The 19,560-nt window shown below is 71.8% G+C and carries 16 protein-coding genes; 6 read left to right on the top strand and 10 right to left on the bottom strand.

What is annotated here, in order from left to right; all coding sequences use genetic code 11:
• Position 1: 1 nt before the first annotated feature.
• Positions 2-556, bottom strand: a complete 555-nt coding sequence (locus FOF48_RS20345) for a hypothetical protein (protein WP_186001986.1) — start codon at positions 554-556, stop codon at positions 2-4.
• A 2-nt stretch (positions 557-558) separates the two neighbouring features.
• On the bottom strand, positions 559-1,323 hold the full coding sequence (locus FOF48_RS20350; protein WP_143904119.1) for a hypothetical protein: 765 nt from the start codon (positions 1,321-1,323) through the stop codon (positions 559-561).
• A gap of 209 nt (positions 1,324-1,532) precedes the next feature.
• Here FOF48_RS20350 and FOF48_RS20355 point away from each other — a divergent pair, with 209 nt between their 5' ends.
• A complete protein-coding gene (locus tag FOF48_RS20355; RefSeq protein WP_235685638.1) occupies positions 1,533-2,198 on the top strand; it encodes a hypothetical protein in 666 nt (221 codons plus the stop codon).
• On the opposite strand, the gene FOF48_RS20360 is transcribed toward FOF48_RS20355, so the two are convergent.
• The 3 genes from FOF48_RS20360 to FOF48_RS20370 all read right to left on the bottom strand — a co-directional run bounded on the left by FOF48_RS20360 (position 2,182) and on the right by FOF48_RS20370 (position 5,538).
• Positions 2,182-3,096 (bottom strand): hypothetical protein, encoded by a 915-nt coding sequence (locus FOF48_RS20360; protein WP_143904123.1) that lies wholly within the window; start codon positions 3,094-3,096, stop codon positions 2,182-2,184. The two genes, FOF48_RS20355 and FOF48_RS20360, sit on opposite strands and share 17 nt — an antisense overlap.
• An 80-nt stretch (positions 3,097-3,176) precedes the next feature.
• Positions 3,177-3,572 (bottom strand): hypothetical protein, encoded by a 396-nt coding sequence (locus tag FOF48_RS20365; RefSeq protein WP_143904125.1) that lies wholly within the window; start codon positions 3,570-3,572, stop codon positions 3,177-3,179.
• Between the two features lie 202 nt (positions 3,573-3,774).
• Positions 3,775-5,538, bottom strand: a complete 1,764-nt coding sequence (locus tag FOF48_RS20370; protein ID WP_143904127.1) for an ABC transporter ATP-binding protein — start codon at positions 5,536-5,538, stop codon at positions 3,775-3,777.
• 159 nt (positions 5,539-5,697) lie between these two features.
• Between FOF48_RS20370 and FOF48_RS20375 the strand changes: the two genes are divergently transcribed.
• From FOF48_RS20375 to FOF48_RS20390, 4 genes are all read left to right on the top strand, one after another.
• On the top strand, positions 5,698-6,138 hold the full coding sequence (locus tag FOF48_RS20375; protein WP_143904129.1) for a hypothetical protein: 441 nt from the start codon (positions 5,698-5,700) through the stop codon (positions 6,136-6,138).
• Between the two features lie 123 nt (positions 6,139-6,261).
• A complete protein-coding gene (dnaJ, locus tag FOF48_RS20380) occupies positions 6,262-7,383 on the top strand; it encodes a molecular chaperone DnaJ (RefSeq protein ID WP_143904131.1) in 1,122 nt (373 codons plus the stop codon).
• Between the two features lie 176 nt (positions 7,384-7,559).
• Entirely contained in the window at positions 7,560-9,698 is a 2,139-nt protein-coding gene (locus FOF48_RS20385) for a penicillin-binding protein activator (RefSeq protein ID WP_235685639.1), read from the top strand.
• Positions 9,695-11,344, top strand: coding sequence for a WD40 repeat domain-containing protein (locus FOF48_RS20390; RefSeq protein ID WP_143904135.1), 1,650 nt, complete (start codon positions 9,695-9,697; stop codon positions 11,342-11,344). The genes FOF48_RS20385 and FOF48_RS20390 overlap by 4 nt, the downstream gene beginning before the upstream one ends.
• On the opposite strand, the gene FOF48_RS20395 is transcribed toward FOF48_RS20390, so the two are convergent.
• On the bottom strand, positions 11,338-12,030 hold the full coding sequence (locus tag FOF48_RS20395) for an NAD-binding oxidoreductase (protein ID WP_143904137.1): 693 nt from the start codon (positions 12,028-12,030) through the stop codon (positions 11,338-11,340). The two genes, FOF48_RS20390 and FOF48_RS20395, sit on opposite strands and share 7 nt — an antisense overlap.
• 55 nt (positions 12,031-12,085) lie before the next feature.
• On the opposite strand from FOF48_RS20395, the gene FOF48_RS20400 reads away from it, so the two are divergent.
• Positions 12,086-12,868, top strand: a complete 783-nt coding sequence (locus tag FOF48_RS20400; protein ID WP_143904139.1) for a transglycosylase domain-containing protein — start codon at positions 12,086-12,088, stop codon at positions 12,866-12,868.
• Positions 12,869-12,883: 15 nt separating this feature from the next.
• On the opposite strand, the gene FOF48_RS20405 is transcribed toward FOF48_RS20400, so the two are convergent.
• The 4 genes from FOF48_RS20405 to FOF48_RS20420 form a co-directional block, all read right to left on the bottom strand.
• Positions 12,884-14,611: a serine/threonine-protein kinase gene (locus FOF48_RS20405; RefSeq protein ID WP_143904141.1), complete on the bottom strand. Its 1,728-nt coding sequence runs from the start codon at positions 14,609-14,611 to the stop codon at positions 12,884-12,886.
• Between the two features lie 141 nt (positions 14,612-14,752).
• Positions 14,753-16,489, bottom strand: a complete 1,737-nt coding sequence (locus tag FOF48_RS36505) for a hypothetical protein (protein WP_161665206.1) — start codon at positions 16,487-16,489, stop codon at positions 14,753-14,755.
• Between the two features lie 14 nt (positions 16,490-16,503).
• Positions 16,504-17,463 (bottom strand): hypothetical protein, encoded by a 960-nt coding sequence (locus FOF48_RS20415; RefSeq protein WP_143904143.1) that lies wholly within the window; start codon positions 17,461-17,463, stop codon positions 16,504-16,506.
• Positions 17,464-17,768: 305 nt separating this feature from the next.
• Positions 17,769-19,514: a CpaF family protein gene (locus FOF48_RS20420; RefSeq protein WP_143904145.1), complete on the bottom strand. Its 1,746-nt coding sequence runs from the start codon at positions 19,512-19,514 to the stop codon at positions 17,769-17,771.
• Between the last annotated feature and the right edge of the window lie 46 nt (positions 19,515-19,560).

Here is a 19,560-nt window from a genome sequence, read left to right on the forward strand (position 1 = left end):
GTCAGGCGCGCAGCTTCTCGCGCAGCGTCTTCGCGCGGCCCTGCATGTCGGGGTCCAGGCCGGTGAGCTCGATGGACTTCAGGCGCTGGTCCAGGCTCTTGGGCAGCTTCTTCTGGAGCGTGCCGGCCTCCTGGAGCGCCTCCAGCTTCGCCAGCGCCTTGTCCACGATGCGCTCGCGCGGGTGGTCCAGCAGGCTGTCCAGGAAGTACGCGTCCTCGGGCATGTCCGGGTACTTCTCCAGGTAGTCCACCACGCCCTTCACCCAGTCCGCGCGCGTCTCCGAGTCCTGCACCTTCTGCAGGGCGGCCTTCTGGGCCTTGCGCTTGCCTTCGGGGTCGAACGTCTTCGCCAGGCCTTCGGGCAGCTCGCCGCCGGTGAAGAGGGCGTCCGCGGCCGTCTTGTATTTCTGGTAGCTGGCGCTGCGCTCCAGCTTCTGCTGCGCCGGGTCATCCTGGCGCGAGTGGTACTTGCTCTTGCCGCGCTGGGCGTCCAGCTCGCGGTAGGACTTGTTGCGCTTGCCGGTGAAGCCGCCACCGTCGTTGTCGTCTCGGGCCATCTTCATCTCCCCTTGCGGGCGCGCCACAGCGCCGCCAGTCCCCGCCGGACGAGGGTGCGCACCTGCGCCAGCTCCTCGGGGGCGAGGGGGTGCTCCTCATCCTGCTCCGCCTCGAACAGCGCTTCCGTCACGTATTCCTGGAGGGCTTCGGGCGCGGGCGGCGCGTCCGGTTCCCTGTCCAGGGCCTTCGCCTCCGCGGCCGTGAGCCCCGGTGGCCAGCCCAGCTCCAGCATGGCGTGCAGCTCGAAGAGCAGGTGGCGGGCGACCCCATAACCTTCGTCCGTGAGGCCAGCGGCGTCAAGCGCACCCAGCAGGCTGTCCTGCCGGTTCTCGTACGCATGCATCAGCCGCGTGCGCGCCTTGTCGTCGTCCTCCAGGTAACGCCAGGCGGCCTCCACGAATTCGCCGGACGGCTCGCCGGGGTGGAAGGGCGCGGGCGGCTGCAGCCGCTCCTTCTTCGGGCGCGGCGGGCGCGGGCCGTCGTCCTCCAGCCGCACCGCCTTGCCCTCCAGCACCAGGTCCCAGAGGCCCAGCAGGTTCTGGTACAGGCGGCGCGCCAGCTCCGGGTCCTGGAAGCGGGGCTCCTCCTCGAAGAGCGTGGGAATCACCTCGCCGGCGTCGGCGCCCTCCGCGCGCGCCTCGCGCATGCGCTCGAGGACCTCGGGGGTGTCGCAGGGACTGCCAGCCAGCTCCAGCAGTCCGTCGAGCGTCTGGGCTCCCTCGAACTGGCGGACGAAGTCGGGGGCTCGGTTCTTGGAACGGCTCATCGTGGGGGCGACGGTAGGCACAAGGTGGGCGTCCGCGCACGGGCCATTCACGCGCGGGTGCGCGTGCGCCGGACGGACGACAGCGGGCGGGGGCCGGGCCGGGGAGCGGACGGCCCCCGGGACGGGCTTGGCTTCCGTTTCGGACGGGGCGCCCCTACTCTGCGCCATTCATGGCCGTGGAACCCTCGTCCGACCCCTTGAAGTCCGCGATGCAGGAACTCTACCGGGCGCGCGCGGTGGAGGGGCCCCTGGGGGAGAACGGCCTGCGCACCGTCTGGCACCTGTCGCCCCAGGGCGCGGAGCTGATGTCGCTGGTGGACGAGGACGGCCGCGTGCGCCGGCAGGAGCTCACGCTCCTGGACGAGCACTGCATCTGGGCCAGCGGCCAGGGCGTGCGCACGGGCCGCGTGGAGGCGGGGGAGTCGCGCCGTCCGCCGGTGGCCACGGAGGTCCACGCGGATCCAGAGCTGGTGCCCCAGCGGCTGGTGCGCGCCGCGCAGGCGCTGGCCACCTACGAGGGGCAGGACCGCTACATCCTGCACATGCAGCGGGTGCTGGCGCTGGCGCGCGAGGGCCTGGAGATGTCCAGCGTCACCGCGCCGGACTTCCTGTCGCGGGAGTCCTCCACGCGCGACACCGTCACCACCCGGACGGTGACCTTCACGCCGGTGACGCCGCCGGAGCCCGTGGCCGCCGCGGAGCCGGAGGCCGCGCCGGAGCCGGAGCCGGTGCTGCTGCGCTACGGTCAGCCGCTGCCCAACGAGGTGCCGCCGCCGGTGGTACGCCGCTCGGAGGGGCTGGTGATGGTGGGCGTCTTCTGCGTGGCCATCGTGGTGGCCATCCTGATGCTGGTCGTCCTCATGCGGGGAGGCTGAGGCGCGCGGGCGAGTCCGCGCGCATCAGGTGCGTCACGTCCGCGTCGGTGGGCACCGGGGCGGAGGTCCTGCGCCCGGTGGTGATGCGCTCCGGGCCCAGCGTGGTGTGCAGCGGGTGCGCGTCCAGCACCAGCAGGACGGCCACCGCGACGGTGAGCACCAGGCCGCCCACCCACTCCAGCGCGTGCGTGCGCCGGGCCTCGCGCGCGCGGTACGTCATCAGCCAGGTGAAGCCCAGCACCAGCAGGCAGCCCAGGCAGCTCCAGCGCACCGTGCGCAGCCGCGCCGCCTGCGCCATGCCCTCCGCCATCAGGTCCGGCCGCAGCGTGCCCGGGGCCCGCGACAGCCGCGACAGCAGCGTGAACAATTGGTGCGCCTCCAGCGTGCCCACCACCGCCATGCCCGCGAGCGCCGCGGAGACGAGGCTGCCCAGCAGCAGCCCTCGCCGCGCGTCGTGGCCCAGGCGCTCCGCGCTGAAGTGCGCCATGCCCAGCGCCACCGACAGCGACCCCAGCAGCACCGCGCTCGTCCACGCTCCCAGCAGCCGGGGCGCCATCGCCTTGCCCATGCCCGCCGTCAGCGCGACGCCCGCGTCGGTCGCGGCCACCAGCGGCAGCGCCGCCTGCATCCGCTCCAGCAGCACCTCCGTGCCCAGCAGGCCCAGCGTCCACGGCACCGTCGCCATGCCCACCATCACCGCCAGCGGCACCGTCCGGCCCACCAGGGTGGTCCCCGCCGCCACCGTCAGCAGGGGCACCTCCACCAGCAGCGCCAGTCCCACCAGCACCGCGAACGGCCCCGCGGAGACCACCACGCTCAACAGGCTGGCGGGACTGCCCAGGAGCACCGGCAGCGTGCCGGCCAGCACGCACGCCGTGGCGGGAACGGCCAGCGCCACGAACAAGCTGGGCGCGACGTGGGGTCTGACTGGAACAAGCATTTCCAGTAAGAATAGGGTCTCTGGCTATTCCTGGTAATTCAGACGGGGGGACGACCCACGAGCCAGTAGACGACAGTGCAGATGGCGCCGGCCACGGGGGCGAGGACGATGCCCCAGAGCAGCAGCTGGTGACAGTCCGCGCCCTGACAGCCGATGCGCCCGTAGGCGAGCACGCCGCCGGTGAGCATGGGCAGGTGCATGCCGGCGATGAACAGGCCCAGGCCGCGCAGCACGAGCCCGCGGTACCAGGGGCGTGTCCACAGCCGGAAGACGAGCGGGACCAGGACGAGGGTGCCGGTGGCGGCGGCGGCCAGCGCGAAGTGCCGGGCGGCCACCGCCACGCACGCGCCCGCGGCCAGGAGCAGGGCGGGCGCCAGCAGGAGCGCGTTCAGGGACAGCGGCTCTCGTTCGCGGGGCGGCGGCGTCGGAGGCATGGGCCTGGGCCGAAGGCTCGCAGGGCGTGCCCGGTCGCGCAAGCAGGTCCGGGGCCGGTGGGCACGGGCTCCAAGGCTCTCGCATCCTCGCGGACGGAGGCATGGCCCCGCGGTGCCGGCTTCAGGCGGCGACGGCGCCCTCGCCCAGGAGCCGGGCGTAGCGGCCGCGCGGCGCGAGCAGCCGGTCGCGGGTGCCGGCGCTTCAGGCGGCGACAGCGCCCTCGCCCAGGAGCCGGGCGTAGCGGCCGCGCAGCGCGAGCAGCTGGTCGTGGGTGCCGGACTCCACCACCCGGCCTCCCTCCACCACGGCGATGAGGTCCGCGTCGCGCACGGTGCTGAGCCGGTGCGCGATGACCAGCACCGTGCGGCCCTTCATCAGGGCCGCGAGCCCCGCGCCCACCGCCGCCTCGCTGGTGGCGTCCAGGGCGCTGGTGGGCTCATCCAGGAGCAGCAGCGACGGCCGGCACAGGAAGGCGCGCGCCAGGGCCAGCCGCTGCCGCTGACCGCCGGAGAGCCGGCCGCCGCGCTCGCCCACGGGCTCATCCAGGCCGCCGGGCAGCGCCCGCACGAAGTCCTCCGCGTGCGCCAGCCGCAGCGCTTCCCACAGCGCGTCGTCCGGAGCGTCCGGCTGGCCCAGGCGCAGGTTGTGGCGCACGGTGCCGGAGAAGAGCACCGGCTCCTGGGGCACCCACGCCACCTGGCCGCGCACGCTGGACGCCTTGAGCGACGACAGGGGCTGGCCGTCCCACCGCACCTCGCCGCCGCTGGGCGACAGGAAGCCCAGCAGCACGGAGAACAGCGTCGTCTTGCCCGCGCCGGAGGGCCCCACCAGCGCCACGCGCGCGCCCGCGGGGATGGTCAGGTCCACGCCCTTCAGGGCCTCGCGGCCGTCCGCGTAGGTGGCCCTCACGCCGGACAGCTCCAGGGCGCGCGACAGCGGCGGGGCGTCCGCGCCCACGTCCGGAGGCACCGGCGCGTCCGCGAGCGCGAAGAGGCGCTCCGCCGCCGCGAGGCCGGTGAGCACCTGGGACAGCGTGCCGCTCAGCGACTTCACCGGCTGGTAGAGCAGCAGCGCCGCCGCCATGAAGGACAGCAGCCGCCCGGCGAGCGAGGGGTCCATGGACACGGCGCGCGCGCCCCACGCCACCGCCACCGCCACGCCCACGATGCCCAACAGCTCCACCGTGGGGCTGAAGGCGCCGCGGATGAAGAGCGAGCGGCGCATCTCCTGGAGGTACGCCTCCGCCTCCGCGTCGAACGTCTCCAGCGCGCGCGGCACCGTGCCGTACGCCTGCACCACGGGGAGGTTCTGGAGCTGCTCGGCGGTGATGGCGCTGAGCGCGCCCAGGTTCGCCTGCGAGCGGGTCGCCACCTTCTTGAGCGAGCGGGCGAAGCGGCTGACGGGCACCACCGTCACGGGGACGACGACGAACGTGAAGAGGAAGAGTTTCGCGTCGATGAGGAAGCAGGTCGCCAGCAGTGAGCAGATCTGCAACCCATCCCGGACGTACGATGACAGCGCCTGGGTGACGGAGAACTCCACCAGCGGTACGTCCGAGGTGAAGCGGGCCACCAGCTCCCCCGAGTGGCGCTGCTCGAAGAAGGCCGGGGGTTGGACGAGCAGGCGGCCGTAGAGAAAGCCCCTCAGGTCCGCCATCACCCGCTGGCCCAGGCGCTGCATCAGGCCGCCTTGGAGGAACTGGGCGGTGGCCTTCACGATGGCCACCGCGACGACCAGGAGGGGCAACCGGGACAGCAGCAGCTCTGGCGCCAGGGTCATCCCCGCGACCGTGACGGGGGCGCCCGTGAGGACGGCGCGCAGCAGCGGTCCGACAATCCAGGCGTACGCGGCGGTGGCGGCCGCGGCGGCGACCGACGCCAGCGTGCCCGCGGCGAGCAGCCGGCGGTACGGGCTCAGGTAGGCGAGGAGCCGGCGGTAGACGTGGGCGGAGGGACGGGGGGCCACGGGAGGGGGCGCACTCTGTCACCGAGCCAACGGTGACGTCCAAGCGAAAGGGGCGTGGGGCGCGGCCGTGCATGTCCGGCTGCCCCACGGCCAGCCAGGGAGCGCTCGTGCCTGCCTGCGTTGCCGCATCCCACACATGCGGACAGCTTGAGATGCGCCATGGAAACCAACTCCGAGAAAGAAGTCCTGTTCAATCCCGGCTGTGAGTCGGTCGTGGAGGACGAAGAGCGCCGCCGTCTGCTCTGGCTGATGGCCGAGTACTTCCGGACCATCGGTTACTCGGACATCAAGGCCCGGCTGCCTGGTTTCATGCCGCCGCCCGTGCTCTCCGGCACCATCGAGGACCACCGCCCGGACTTCACCTGCCGTCAGTCCGACTCCGCCCGCACGCCCATCATCCTGGAGATCGTCACCCCGGGCATGGTGGATGATCCGACGGCGGAGAACCGCTGGAGCCTGCTCGCGAGCGCCGCGAAGCTCTACAACGCGGAGCTGCACTTCGTGGTCCCCAAGTGGAGCGTCAACGGCCCCGTGGACCCGGCCCTCAAGCGCCGGCTCGCCCGCATGGAGCTGACGGTCAACCGCGTCTGGACCGTGTAGCACCCCCACGGGCTTCACCCGGGGGAACCCGGGCCTGGATTGCTGGCGAGTTTCGCTGCGTTATAGTGACTCGGATTCTCAACGCAGCTTGAAAACGCCAGCAAATTCCAGGGGTTCGATTCGATGGCAGGGGCCGCAGGGCAGAAGCGCGACTACTACGAGGTCCTGGGCGTCCAGAAGACTGTCTCGGCGCAGGACCTGAAGAGCGCGTTCCGCAAGGTCGCGTTGCAGTACCACCCGGACCGCAACCCCGGGAACCACGAGGCCGAGGAGAAGTTCAAGGAAGCCTCGGAGGCCTATGAGGTCCTGAGCGATCCGGACCGGCGCACGAAGTACGACCGCTTCGGGCACGCGGGCAACCCCTTCGGGGACGCGGGCGGTGGCTTCCAGGGCGTCAACATCAACGACATCTTCGGGGAGATCTTCGGAGACATCTTCGGGGGCGGCGGCGGCCGGGGGCGGCGGCAGACCAGCCGCGGCGCGGACCTGCGCTACAACCTGGAGATCTCCTTCGAGGAGGCGGCGTTCGGCTGCCGCCCGAAGGTGACCATCCCGCGTCCGAAGAAGTGCGACACCTGCTCCGGCTCTGGCAGCAAGAGCGGCGCGGCGCCCCGGCAGTGCGCGGCGTGCGGCGGCAGCGGGGAGCTGCGCTACTCGCAGGGCTTCTTCGCGGTGTCCCGGCCGTGCGGCGACTGCGGCGGCACGGGCGCCACCATCCCGGATCCCTGCGGCAAGTGCCGGGGCTCCGGGAAGATTCCGTCGGAAGAGGTCATCGAGGTCGCCATCCCGGGCGGCGTGGACAACGGCACGCGCGTGCGGCTGTCCGGCATGGGCGAGCCCGGGGACCGGGGCGGGCCCGCGGGCGACCTGTACGTGACGGTCATCGTGCGCGAGCACCCGCTGTTCCAGCGCGAGGAGTACGAGGTCTTCTGCGAGGTGCCGGTGTCCTTCACGCAGGCGGCGCTGGGCGCGAAGATCGACGTGCCCACGCTGGACGGCAAGGTGAAGATGACCATCCCGCAGGGCACCCAGTCCGGCAAGGTGTTCCGCCTGCGCGGCAAGGGCATCCCGCATCTGCACAGCCAGCAGCGCGGGGATCAGCACGTGCGCGTCATCATCGAAACGCCCACGGAGCTGTCGTCGAAGCAGCGCGAGCTGCTGGAGCGCTTCGCGGAGGTCTCCGGCGAGGAGACCCACCCCCAGTCGAAGTCCTTCTTCGACAAGGTGAAGGAACTCTTCGGCTAGCTGGCCGGGCGTGCGTCCCGGGCCGCGCGTGGGCGCGGTCCCGGGGCCACGGCGCGAGGGCTTCCCCTCGGTGACGCACGCGGGCACGCGCGGTGCATTGAAGCGGACGTTCCAGGGGAATCTTCCCCCCGCTCAAGTGTCGACGGAGCCGCACCCGCGCTGCTATGCACCTCGCCATGGAAGTCCTCTCCGCATCGCGCCGCGCGCTCGTCGCCGCGCTGGCCCTGACGTTGACCGCCTGCCCCAGGGCGCCCTCCCAGACGGATGGAAGGGACACCTCCGGGGGTGACACCTCCCAGGGCCGCCCCCGCGTGGAGGCGAAGCAGGACGCGACCGCGAACGCCGCGCTCGCCCAGGCCCGCACGCAGGCGCAGGCGAACCCGGACAAGAAGCAGGCCGCGGAGGCGTACCTGTCCGTGCGCAAGGCCTACCCGGCCACCACCGCCGGCCAGGACGCGCTCTACAACGCGGGCGTCCTCTTCTACGAGGCGAAGGACTACGCCAACGCGCGCAAGACCTTCAACGAGCTGCTCTTCGAGAACCCCCTCTACGACCAGGCCGAGGACGCCAAGCACAAGCTGGCCCTCTCCGCCATGGAGGTGGGCGCCTACCGCGACGCGTACCAGACCCTCACCAGCCTGGCGGAGCGCGCGGAAGGGGAGCAGAAGGAGCAGCTGCTGAGGGAGGCCTCGCGCGCGGCGGAGGGCGCGGGCCTGTACTCGCAGGCGCTGTCGTCCGCGGTGGCCGAGGCGGGGGACGCCCGGACGCCGGAGGAGAAGACGGCCGCCGTGCAGAAGGTGGAGAAGCTGGTGGAGGGCCGCGCCAGCTTCCTCGACATCGCGCGCGTGCAGGAGGGCCTGTCCTCGGCCAACCCCGCGTGGCCGGTGCTCCAGTTCAAGCTGGCGCGCATCTACTACCACCTGCGCGACTGGACCCGCCTGGAGGAGACGCTGCAGCGCTTCCTGCGCGAGGCGCCGGACAGCACCTTCGCGCCGCAGGCGAAGGAGCTGCTCGCGCGCGCCACCCGCCGCGTGGAGGTGCGCCCGCGCACCGTGGCGGTGCTGCTGCCCATGACGGGCCGCTACCAGCCCATCGGCGAGGCGGTGCTGCGCGGCGTGAAGCTGGGCCTGCAGGGCAGCGACATCGAGCTGGTGGTGAAGGACACGCAGGGCGACGTCAACAAGACGGGCCAGGCGATGGAGCAGCTCGCGTTCGACGACGGCGCCATCGCGGCGATGGGGCCGCTCCTGGTGGACGACACCAAGCGCGCGGCGCTGCTGGCGGAGGAGCTTCAGGTGCCGCTGCTGACGCTGAGCCGTCAGGAGGGCATCACGGACATCGGTCCGTACGTCTTCCGCAACATGCTGACGAACTCCGCGCAGGCGCGCGCCATCGCGGACTACGCGATGAACGTGAAGGGCTACAAGCGCTTCGCGGTGCTCTACCCGAACATCCCCTACGGCGTGGAGCTGGCGAACGAGTTCTGGGACGACGTCGTGTCGCGCGGCGGCGCGGTGCGCGGCGCGGAGTCGTATTCCTACGACCAGACCACGTTCACCGGCGAGGCCAAGCGCCTGGTGGGCCGCTACTACCTGGAGGACCGCGGCGACTACGCGGAGGCCGTGCGCGACGTGCAGGACGAGAAGATCACCGACGCGTACCGCCGCCGCAAGGCGATGGAGAAGGCCCGCAGCGGCGTGGAGCCCATCATCGACTTCGAGGGCCTCTTCATCCCGGACGACTGGCGCCGGGTGAGCCTGGTGACGCCCGCGCTCGCGGTGGAGGACATCGTCACCAACGCGTGCGACCCGCGCGACCTGGAGCGGATCCGCAAGACGACGGGCAAGAAGGACCTGAAGACCGTGACGCTCTTCGGCACCAACCAGTGGTCCAGCCCCAAGGGCCGCTCGGGCCTGCCGGAGCTGCTGGAGCGCGGCGGCAAGTTCGTCACCTGCTCGGTGTACGTGGACGGCTTCTTCGTGGACTCGCAGCGGCCGGCCACGCAGAAGTTCGTGAAGTCCTACCGCGAGGCGTACCGCGAGACGGGGCGCGACCCCGGCCTGCTGGAGGCCATCGGCTTCGACTCGGCGCGCATGGTGCGGCAGGTGATTGACAAGCAGCGGCCCAACACGCGCGCGGCGATGCGCGAGGCCATGGCGGGGCTGAAGGACTTCGACGGCGCCACCGGCCGCACGTCCTTCAACGACAAGCGCGAAGCGGACAAGCAGCTGTTCCTGCTGTCCGTGGACAGCAAGGGCGTCAACGAGATCAACGTCGAGAAGGAAAAGGCCGCCGCCCGCGGCTCGGGTTCATGAGTCCGCGCGCCGGGGCCTTCGTCCTCGCGGGGGTGCTGGGGCTCGCGGGCTGCGCGCACGCGCCCTCGTCCCTGTCGCCGTGGACGCTGTCGCAGCTGGAGTCCATCGCGGGGAGCTACCTCGAGGGGCCCGTGGAGGGCTTCGAAGGGACGCCCACCGTCCTCAACCGCAAGGACTTCATCTGGGCGCTGGACTTCGCGCCTGGTGGCGACCGCGTGGCGTACACGCGCCTGGGTGACAAGGCGTACCACGTCTCTGTCTGGGACCTGGCGCCCGCCACCGCGAAGCCTGGGGACGCGAACGCCCCCGTGCTCCGCGCGGATCCCGCCGTCAACGCGCAGCAGTTCGATCTGGAAGGCGTGGCCCTCTCGCGGGAGGGCTCGCGCGTGGCCACGGTGAGCCGCAGCGGCGCGGTGCAGCTCTTCGACGCGGTGACGGGCGCGGCGCTGGCGGAGCTCGCCACGGAGGAGCCCCTGGTGTCGGTGGCCTTCCATCCGGATGGCCGGTGGATGGCGGTGGGCAGCGCGCAGGGGCTGGTGTCGGTGCTGTCGGTGCCGGACCTGGCGTTCAGCGCGGAGGCGAGGCTGCACTCGGGACCGGTGAGCGCGCTGGCGTTCGCGGAGGACGGGACGCTGTATTCGGGTGGCTGGGACGGCCACGTGCGCGCGTCGGACCTGCCGGTGCAGTCGCTGCGGCCGGACGCGGCGCGCACGCACTTCGAGCGGCGCGGCGGATTCGCGGCGCTGCAGGGCCGTGTGGACGGCGGTCCGCCAGTGGTGCTGGCGCTGGACTCGCGCTCTCCGGTGGTGGTGCTCACCACGGCGGCGGCGACGGCGGTGGGCATCGACGTGGCGTTCCTGAAGGACACCGTCACCGTGCCGGGCGCGCTGGGCAACACCGTGGCGCGGCTGGCGCGCGGCCGCACGCTGCGCTTCAAGGCGCTGGCGCTGCCGGGCGTGGACGTGGCGGTGTGCGACGCGTGCGTGCCCCAGGGGAACCAGGGCGTGCTGGGCGCGCCCTTCAGCGAGCGCGTGGACGTGGTCTTCGACGAGACGACGGCGGAGGCGGTGCTCACGCTCAAGGGCGGCGCACCGGAAGGCGCGACCGGGATGACGGCGCGCGGGCTCGCGCCGCGTTCGGACTTCACCTTCCCCGCGCACGTCAACGACGTCACCGTGGACGCGGCGGGGCGGCGGCTGGGCGTGGCCTTCAGCGCGGAGAAGGCGGAGCGCAACCGCCAGGTGTACGAGCGCGAGCGCAAGGGCGTGGAGGAGCCCCGGGGCCCGTGGAACGCGGGCGCGCTGGTGGACGCGGCCTCCGGTCAGGTGCTGCGCAAGTGGGAGGCGCACCACGGCGTGGTGTCCTCCGCGGCCATCTCGCCGGACGGGCGGTCGCTGGCGTCGGGGGGCTGGGACAAGCGCGTGTACCTGTTCACCGACGGCGAGCCGGGGCCCAAGGGCGAGCTGGAGTTCGGCTGGTCCGTGCGGCGCGTGCGCTTCTCCCCGGATGGACGCATGGTGGGCGTGGCCGCGTGGACGCCGCAGAAGGCCACCGGCAATCAGGAGAGCGACCCCGCGGCGGTGCTGGCCCCGGTGCGCTACACGACGCCCCAGGTGCGGACCTACGCCGCCGCGGCGGCTCAGTAGTTGAGGAACACGGCGCTCTGCGGGACGCCGCGCTGGCGCAGCTGGGCCATCACGTCCTGCACCATGTCCGAGGGGCCGCACACGAAGGCGACGGCGTGCTCCAGCGGCTCCTCGCCCAGGTGGGCCTGCACGTAGCCGGTGAGGCCCTGCCAGCCGCTGGCGCCGGGCTGGCTCACGGTGCACACCACGCGCACGCCTCCGGCCTGCCACTGCTCCATCTCGTGCGCGTACGCGAAGCTCCGGGGCGTGCGCGCGCCGAAGTACAGCGTCACCCGACCGTACGCGTGCCGCTCCTGCCGCACGCTGGCGATGACGGGGCGGATGGCGGAGATGCCGGAGCCGCTGGCGAACAGCAGCAGGTCATGGCCGCGCGCCTTCTCCATGGGGAAGCCGGGGCCCTCCGGCCGTGACACCTCCACGCGCGCGCCCACGGGCAGGTGCAGCAGCGCGGCCGGCAGGGGGCCCTCGTCCTTGAGCAGGAACTCCCACCGCGTGCCGGAGGGAGCGGGCGGCGAGGCGATGGCGAACATGCCCGCCGCCTGGCCAGGGAGGCGCAGGTGCACGTACTGGCCGGGGTGGGCGTGGGCGCCCACGAGGGCGGTCCCGGCGATGTCGAGCACCCAGTCGGTGAGGCCATCCGCCGAGGGGGTGCGGGCGGTGACCGTGGCGGTATGCCAGTCGCTCATGAGGACTCTCTAACCCGGCCTCCAGACACGCGCCCGCCCTGCTAGAGTCGGCCGGGTGAAGACCGTTTTCTGGCTGTTCATGTTCCTCGTGGGGTTGGCCGGCGTGGTGATTCCCATCACGTATCTCTACACGGCCAGCAAGCTGCCGCGCCTGGAGAGCGAGTTCGACGTCGAGAGTCAGCTGCGCCACCGCATCGAAGGCGACCGGATGAGTGTGCTGGCCGGTCGCATGGACGGTGGGAAGGACCGCGCGTCGGTGCCCTTCACGCGGCCGGACTTCTCGCGGATGCCCAAGGACCTGGTGGCGCTCTACATCCGGCAGATGGATTGCCCCACCTACTTCCAGACACCGCGCGAGGACGGGCGCGCGTGGGCGTGGCGCCTGTTCTCTGGCGTGACGCTGGGCAAGGTGCCCCCGGGGGACGGCGCGTGCGAGCGGCGCCTGGCCATGCGCATCGCGCGGGAGATGGGCATCGAGGGGGACCTGCAGCTGTCCGTGGCGGCCCACCGGCTCCACGCCTTCTTCCAGAAGGACCAGCTCATCGCCTACGAGCTGTCCATCCTGCGCTTCGAGCGGGGCGTCATCGGCGTGGAGGACGCGGCGCGCAAGCTCTTCGGCCGCGAGCTGGGCGACCTGCAGCTGTCGGAGCTGGCGGAGCTCCAGCTCGCGCTGCCGCCGTATGGCTATTACGGCGACATCAAGGCCTGCAAGAACGCGAGCCTCATCCGGCAGAACCGGGACATGCTGTTGCAGGACCTGGCGGGCTACTCGCTGGTGAGCGAGGAGCGCGCGCGCAACGCCATCGCGCAGCCGGTGGCGTGCCTGTCGGTGAAGTAGCGCTCCGGGGCGCGGCTACTTGAGATAGCGCTGCTTCCAGTCGCGGAGGTCCAGGGAGATCTCCGCGCGCGCCTGCGCGTCGTCCGCGTTCTCCAGGCGCTTGAGCTGCTTGTCCAGGTAGTTGAGCGCGGCCTGCTGGGTCAGCCCCTTGTGGACCTTGTTGTCGGTGTACAGCGGGCTGTTCTCGATCTGCCTCACGGTGTCGAGGATCTGCTGCTTCACGGCCGACTCGCTCGTCGACTCCGGGCGCTTGTTCGGAACGGGCGCGGAGCCTTCGCGAAGGGTCCTCGGACCCACGGCCTTGATGATGGGCGGCCCGGCCTTCACCGGCGGAGGGGCCTCGATGGCGGGCACGGGCGGCGGCGCCTCCGGCTCCAGCGCGGCGAGGGGCTCGGGCGGGGGCGGAGCGGGCTCCACCTCCACTGCCTTCGGTGCGGGCGGCGGCTCCGTTTTCACCGCGACGGCCACGGGCTGAACCGCTTCACCGCCGCCGCGCGTGGCGATGACGACGCCCACGGCCGTGAGCAGCACGGCGGCGCCAATGACGACGGGCGCCAGGCGCCGCACCGGCCGGTCTTCTTCCTGGGGCACCACCAGGTCATGCGGAACCGGCGCGGGCACCTGCGTGGTGGGCCGGCGCGCCTCCGCGTCGCTGACGACGATGGGCGGCTTCGGCGGCGCGGGCGGCTCCTCGGTGGGCGCGGGCGCGGTGGGGTTGGTGCGCGTGGCCCGGAGGGTGCGGCGCAGCTTCGCCAGGTGCTGACGCAGGGCATCCGCGGAGTTGGGGCGCGTCTCCGGGTCCTTGGTGAGCATCTGCAGGATGAAGGCGTCGACGGCGGGCGGCAGGTCGGGGACGAACTCCGACGGCCGGGGCGGGCGGGCCTCCACGTGCTTCATCAGCAGGTCCACGGGGGAGCTGCCGATGAATGGCAGCCGGCCGGTGACGATTTCGAAGGTGACGACGCCCATGGCGTACAGGTCCGTCATGGGGCCCACGGACTGGCCGCGGGCCTGCTCGGGCGCCATGTACTCCGGGGTGCCGACGACCATGTCGGTGCGCGTCTGCGCGGTGCGGCCGGTGGGGCCTTCGCCGCGCTTGGCGAGCCCGAAGTCCAGCAGCTTCACGTAGCGCGAGCCGTCCGGCTGGCGCACCAGGAAGATGTTGCTGGGCTTCAGGTCGCGGTGCACCACGCCCGCGCCATGCGCCGCGCCCAGGGCGGCCAGCACCTCATCGAGCAGGGACAGGGCTTCCGGGACGGGGAGCCGGCCCTTCTCCGCGAGGATGGCGTCCAGCGGCTGCCCATCCAGGTACTCCATGACGATGTACTGGCGACCGTCGGGGAGCTGGCCGAAGCCGAAGATGTCGATGATGCCACGGTGGCGGATGGCGTTGACGGCGCGGGCCTCCGCGAGGAGCCGGGCCACCTGTTCGGACGAATGCGCCAGCTCCGGACGGAGCACCTTCACGGCGACGCGCTTACCGATGAGCGGCTGGATGCCGTCGTACACGAGCCCCATCCCACCCACGCCGATGCGCGAGCGCAGCTCGTACTCGCCCAGCTTCAGGCCGATGAGGGGGTCGGTGATGGCGGTCGCTTCGGTGCCGGGGTGCTCCACGATGACCTTCGGTTCCGGTGGAGTCGGGTGGAACGACGACAGCACGACGGTGCCATCGCGAGGGCACACCGCCGTCTCCGACGGAACGGTGAGGCCGCAGGTTTCGCAGATCAGCTCGGAAGACATCTCCACCAGGGGCGAGCGTAACAGGGGAAATCCCCGGAAGCGAAGCACAGGCCGACCCACGCGGGGCAAGCGGACAAGCGCTTGCCCCAAGGTCTCGTTTTCTTACCCGCTGCTGTCAGGCAGCGGGCGGATGCCGCTGGGTCAGGGAGTTACTGCTTCGGTGAAGGTGCAGCCAAGGTCGCGTGACTTGAGGCCCTGCGCCCCGTCTACCCCACCATCACTGTGGCCCCCAGCACCACCAAGGCCCGGGTCTATCGAGACGGTTGAGGGATTCCACGTGACGCCCGCATCCTCACACCAGACGCCAACGGAGGGGCCACCGCCGCCGCCTCCTCCCCAGCCGCCACGTCCGCCCGGTCCCCCGACACCCCCCATGCCGCCCTGACCGCCCACGGTGTTCACCTTCCGGGTGGGCAATTGGGAATCAGTCCCCTGGACGTTGTCCGTATAGGGGCCACCGTTGCCTCCGATTCCTCCATCTCCACCCAGGCCACCAGGCCCACCCGCTCCGCCCTCTCCACCACCACGAGTGCTGAGCCGGGTCCCGTTCGCGAGCGTGACATCCGCATGGCTGAGCAGGAGCGCAATGGATGCGCCTCCTCCCGCGCCAGCCTTGCCGCCGGACCCACCGCACCCGCCTGTGCCGCCTCCACCGCCGCCACTCCCTCCGGCGATCTTGGACGTTGGGGCATTGCAGCTTCCCCCTGCGCCTCCTCCGCCACCCCCCGCGCCCAGCTTGCCCGGCGTTCCATTCGTGCCTTGTTGGTTGGGCTCCCACTGTCCGGTCTTCACGATGCCGGAGCCAGCGCCGGCATCCCCTGGATTGCCCATCTCCCCAGGGCTCCCAGTGAAGCCAGCGTCTCCTGCAGACCCTTCGCATGAGCAGGTGGCGACTTCACAGCCGGCGTCCTTCCGATACCCGCCGGCACCGCCTGGGGTCAATCCCGGGCTGCCTTCAGCACCAGGCAGTCCCGCGCCTCCGGGGTTGCCGGTCCCTCCCGCGCCCCCGATGGAGGTGCCGTCCGCGCAGGTGATGGCCACCAGGGGACGTCCACCACCGCCGCCTGTGTTTTCACCGCCTGTGCTTCCACCCGGTCCATCGAGGCCGGCCTGCCCGTTGGCGCCCAGGGAACCTGCCTGCCCCTGGCCACCCTTGCCCGCTTCCAGGACGGTGTTGCGCAGCACGAACCTGGAGGAATCGAGGGCGCGAACAGCGATGGAGGCTCCACCGTCCAGGCCATCACTGGAGACAATGTGCAGCGAGTCCAGCAGCACGCCTGGGTCCGTCACGTCGCGCACCGTGAACGCCAGCGTGCCGCCGTCCACGAGCGTGGGCGCGGTGCTCTTGAAGCGGCTCCAGTAGCGGTCCCCGGGGCCGTTCCACTTGTAGCCGCCGTGGAGCGACACGGGCGTCGTCACGACGGTCTCCGGCTCGTTGTACGTCCCGACACCCAGGTACACGTGCGTGCGGCCCGTGCTCGCGCCCGTGGTGCGGATCATCTCCAGCGCCCTGTTTAGGGTCAGCAGCGGGAGCAACTGGGTACCTTCGTTCGTGTCGCTACCGCGAACCGGATCCACGAAGTAGCCAGCGGCCGCGACTCCATCCACGCCATCGCAGTTCAGGTCCCGGCCTTCGGGGTCGGGCTCGTCCGCGTCGGAGACGAAGGTGCACGTCGGCTCCGGATCCACGATGTCTCCGCCATCGCCCCCGTCACCGGCGTCGCTGCCGCCATCGTCGGTCCCACCGTCCGGCCGCGGCTCGCAGCGGCCCTCGCTCTTGCAGTCTTCGTAGGCCGCGTCGAAGTCCTGGCATCCGCCCACGCCGAGCACCGCACCGAACACCGCGCTCAGCGCTCCGACCTTCCAGAGGTTCCGCATGGCTCTCCCTGCCCTCACTGCCACGTTCCGGCCACGCCCAGCCCACCGCCTCGCGGTGTGAGCGTCACGGACGGCTGAACCGATGTCTGCTTCACCGGCACGAAGTACATCAGCGCGCCCGTCACCAGCGCCGCCGCGCCCACACCCATGCCCACCACCCCCAGCGTCTGCGCGCGCTTGCCGGAGTCCTTCAGGTCCTGCCCGTTGGTGATGGGGCCTTCCGCCTGCAGGTCCCGGAACTTGCCGCGCGACTGCACATAGAACACCGTGCCCACGCCCGCGAGCACCACGCCCCCCGCCGCCGGCAGCCACGCCCACTGGCGCCGCCCCGACGCCTCCACCTTCGGCGTGTCGGTCAAGTCCATCTGGTTGGGAGGCAGCACGCCCGGCGTCAGGTCCGGCCCCACCGGCTGCTTCTCACCGGGTGTCACGGTGGGCGTCTGCTGGGCCACGGGCGGCGTCACCGGTGGCGCCACCGGCTCCGGACGCAGCACCCGCAGCGTGCGCGGCACCACCACGTCCAATGACTTGTTGAGCGCGTCCAGCACCTGGTCCTCGCTCACGCCGGGGACGGACTCCTCCACCAGCGGCGCGCCGTCCTGCGCGGTGTAGACGCGCACGCCGGCCTTGTAGGCGTTCAGGTACGGGCCAATCTCCGTCACCATCACCACGTCCGTCTTCGCGGCCGTGCCCAGCGACGCGATGCACGAAGGCTGCGTGCGGTTGCAGCGCATCATCGCCGTGCGCTTCTTCTTCGGCAGCGTGCGCGTCACGTCCTCCACGCGGATCACCTCCAGGCCCCGGGCCTTGAGCTGCTCGGCCACGTGCTCCTGGGCGGTTCCGACGAGATAGCGCGGCGTTCCCCGCGTCACGTCCGTCGGTGCCAACAACACGGTGACGGGCTTCGCGGGGGAGGGGAGCGCGGGCGCCTGGGCGACCACCAGGGTGAGCGCGGCGAGGAAGGGGATCAACACGGGGCCACTTTCTCCCCGACCCGTCCTCCTCGCAAGGTCAGGATTCGCGGTCCCGGGTGGTGGGACAGGGCCCCACCCACGCCGGGGCGACGCCGATGTCCTGCGTCGGGCGCTGGGCATGGATGCGTCACGTCACCATGGCCTCGGATACCTGGAAGGTCGCCGCGCCGCGCCGCGCACCCCGGTCCAGGTTGACGGTGCGCGTGGAGACGTCGCGCTGGCAGTGGGGGCCGAAACGAACCTGGCACCGGGGCCGGCGGCACACGTCCGGCGGCGAAGATGGCGCGGGCGTCAGGACCCCGCGCCTACCGGCGTGGGCGCTCCGGCGGCGGGCGGATCTGCGTCTTCTCCGACGTGTTCATCTCCGTCCTGGGTCGCTCATCCTCTTCGTCCTCGTCATCCGAGGGCGGAGGTGGCGGCCCTGGCGGACGGCGCGCCGGCGTCGCACCCGCGCGCAGGGGGTTGGACGGCGGCGGGCCCTGGCGCGCGGGGGACGGGGGCGGAGGGCGGCGCGGGGGCGGGGTGTTCCGGGCGGGCGGCGCCTCCGCGAGCAGGTCCTCCGAGACCTGCACCAGCGGTTCGGACATGGGCGAGGCGCGGGTGTCCTCCTCCGCGGCGAACGGGTTGCGCGTGGGCGGCGGCGTCTTGTCGTCGTCGTTCGCGGCCGGGGGCGGCGGACGGGATGGCAGCGCCGGGCGCGGCGCCGGAGCGGCCTTCGCGGGCGGCGGCGGCGGGGCGGCGGCGGGCTTCGCGGCGGCGGGCGCCGCGGGCTTGGGGGAGGCGTGGCCGGAGACGGGGCCGTCCGGGGCCGCGTTCTTCAGGAGCTGCTCGAAGCGGGCCCACTCCTCCTTGAAGTGCGCGGGATCCGGCAGGTTCTGTTCGCGGTGCTTCAGCGACGGGGCCCAGCGCAGGGTGTACGCCTCGCCCACCTGGAAGTTGGGCGGCGGCGGCACTCCGTAGGTGGCCGGGTCGAAGAAGGTGTCGTCCAGGTCGTCGAAGCCGTACGCGCGCGCCTTCTGGATGAAGTTGGGGATGATGCCGGTGGGCGCGTGGTAGCCCAGGATGTTGCCGTGCTCGTCCTTGGCGACGGGCGTGAAGACGAAGATGTCCTGCGTGCGGTACTCGCCCTTCTCGTTGAGCGGGAGCACCTCCGACAGGGCGATGGTCTTGCGGCTGCCGTCGTGGAGGCGCTCGCAGCAGATGACGAAGTTGATGGCGCTGGCCACCTGGGCGCGCACGGCGACCATGGGCAGCTCCACGGACGACATGAGGCACAGGGACTCGATGCGGCGCAGCGTGTCCGTGGGCGTGTTCGCGTGCGTCGTCGCCAGCGAGCCGCCGTGGCCGGTGTTCATGGCCTGCATGAGGTGGAAGGCCTCGCCGCCGCGCACCTCGCCGACCACGATGCGGTCGGGGCGCAGACGCAGCGCGGAGTGCAGCAGGTCTCCCATGTCCACCGCGCCCTTGCCGAACTTGTCGGCGGGGCGCGATTCAAAGGCCACGATGTGGGACTGGTTGAGCTGGAGCTCGGCGGAGTCCTCGATGGTGAGGATGCGCTCCTCGTCCGGGATGAGGGACGAGACGATGTTGAGGAGCGTCGTCTTGCCGGAGCCGGTGCCGCCGGCCACCAGCATGTTGAGCTTGGTGGCGATGCCCGCTTCGATGAGGCGCGCCATGGGCTGGGTCAGCGACTTGAACTTCAACAGCGAGTCGATGGTCAGCTTGTCCTTGAAGAACTTGCGGATGGAGATGGTGGTGCCGTTGCGCGCGATGGGCGGAATCACCACGTGGATGCGGCTGCCGTCGGGGAGGCGCGCGTCCAGGCGGGGGCGCTCCTCGGACAGCGGGCGGCCCACGAACTGGGCCATGTTGCGCGCGGCGCCCAGCAGGCCTTCGTCGGAGAAGGAAGCATCCGTCTTGATCAGCCGGCCCTTGCGTTCGATCCACACGTCGGTGGGGCCGTTGATCATGATTTCCGACACCGACTCGTCGTCCAGGTAGGGCAGGACGGGCTTGAGGAAGGCGCGGAGCGACTCGGTGTACATCGTCATGGCGGGCGCAAGGCTAGCGCGCCCCGGCCCCGGCCCCAAGCTCTCA

The sequence above is a fragment of the Corallococcus sp. Z5C101001 genome (assembly GCF_007352635.1).
Taxonomy (GTDB): domain Bacteria; phylum Myxococcota; class Myxococcia; order Myxococcales; family Myxococcaceae; genus Corallococcus; species Corallococcus silvisoli.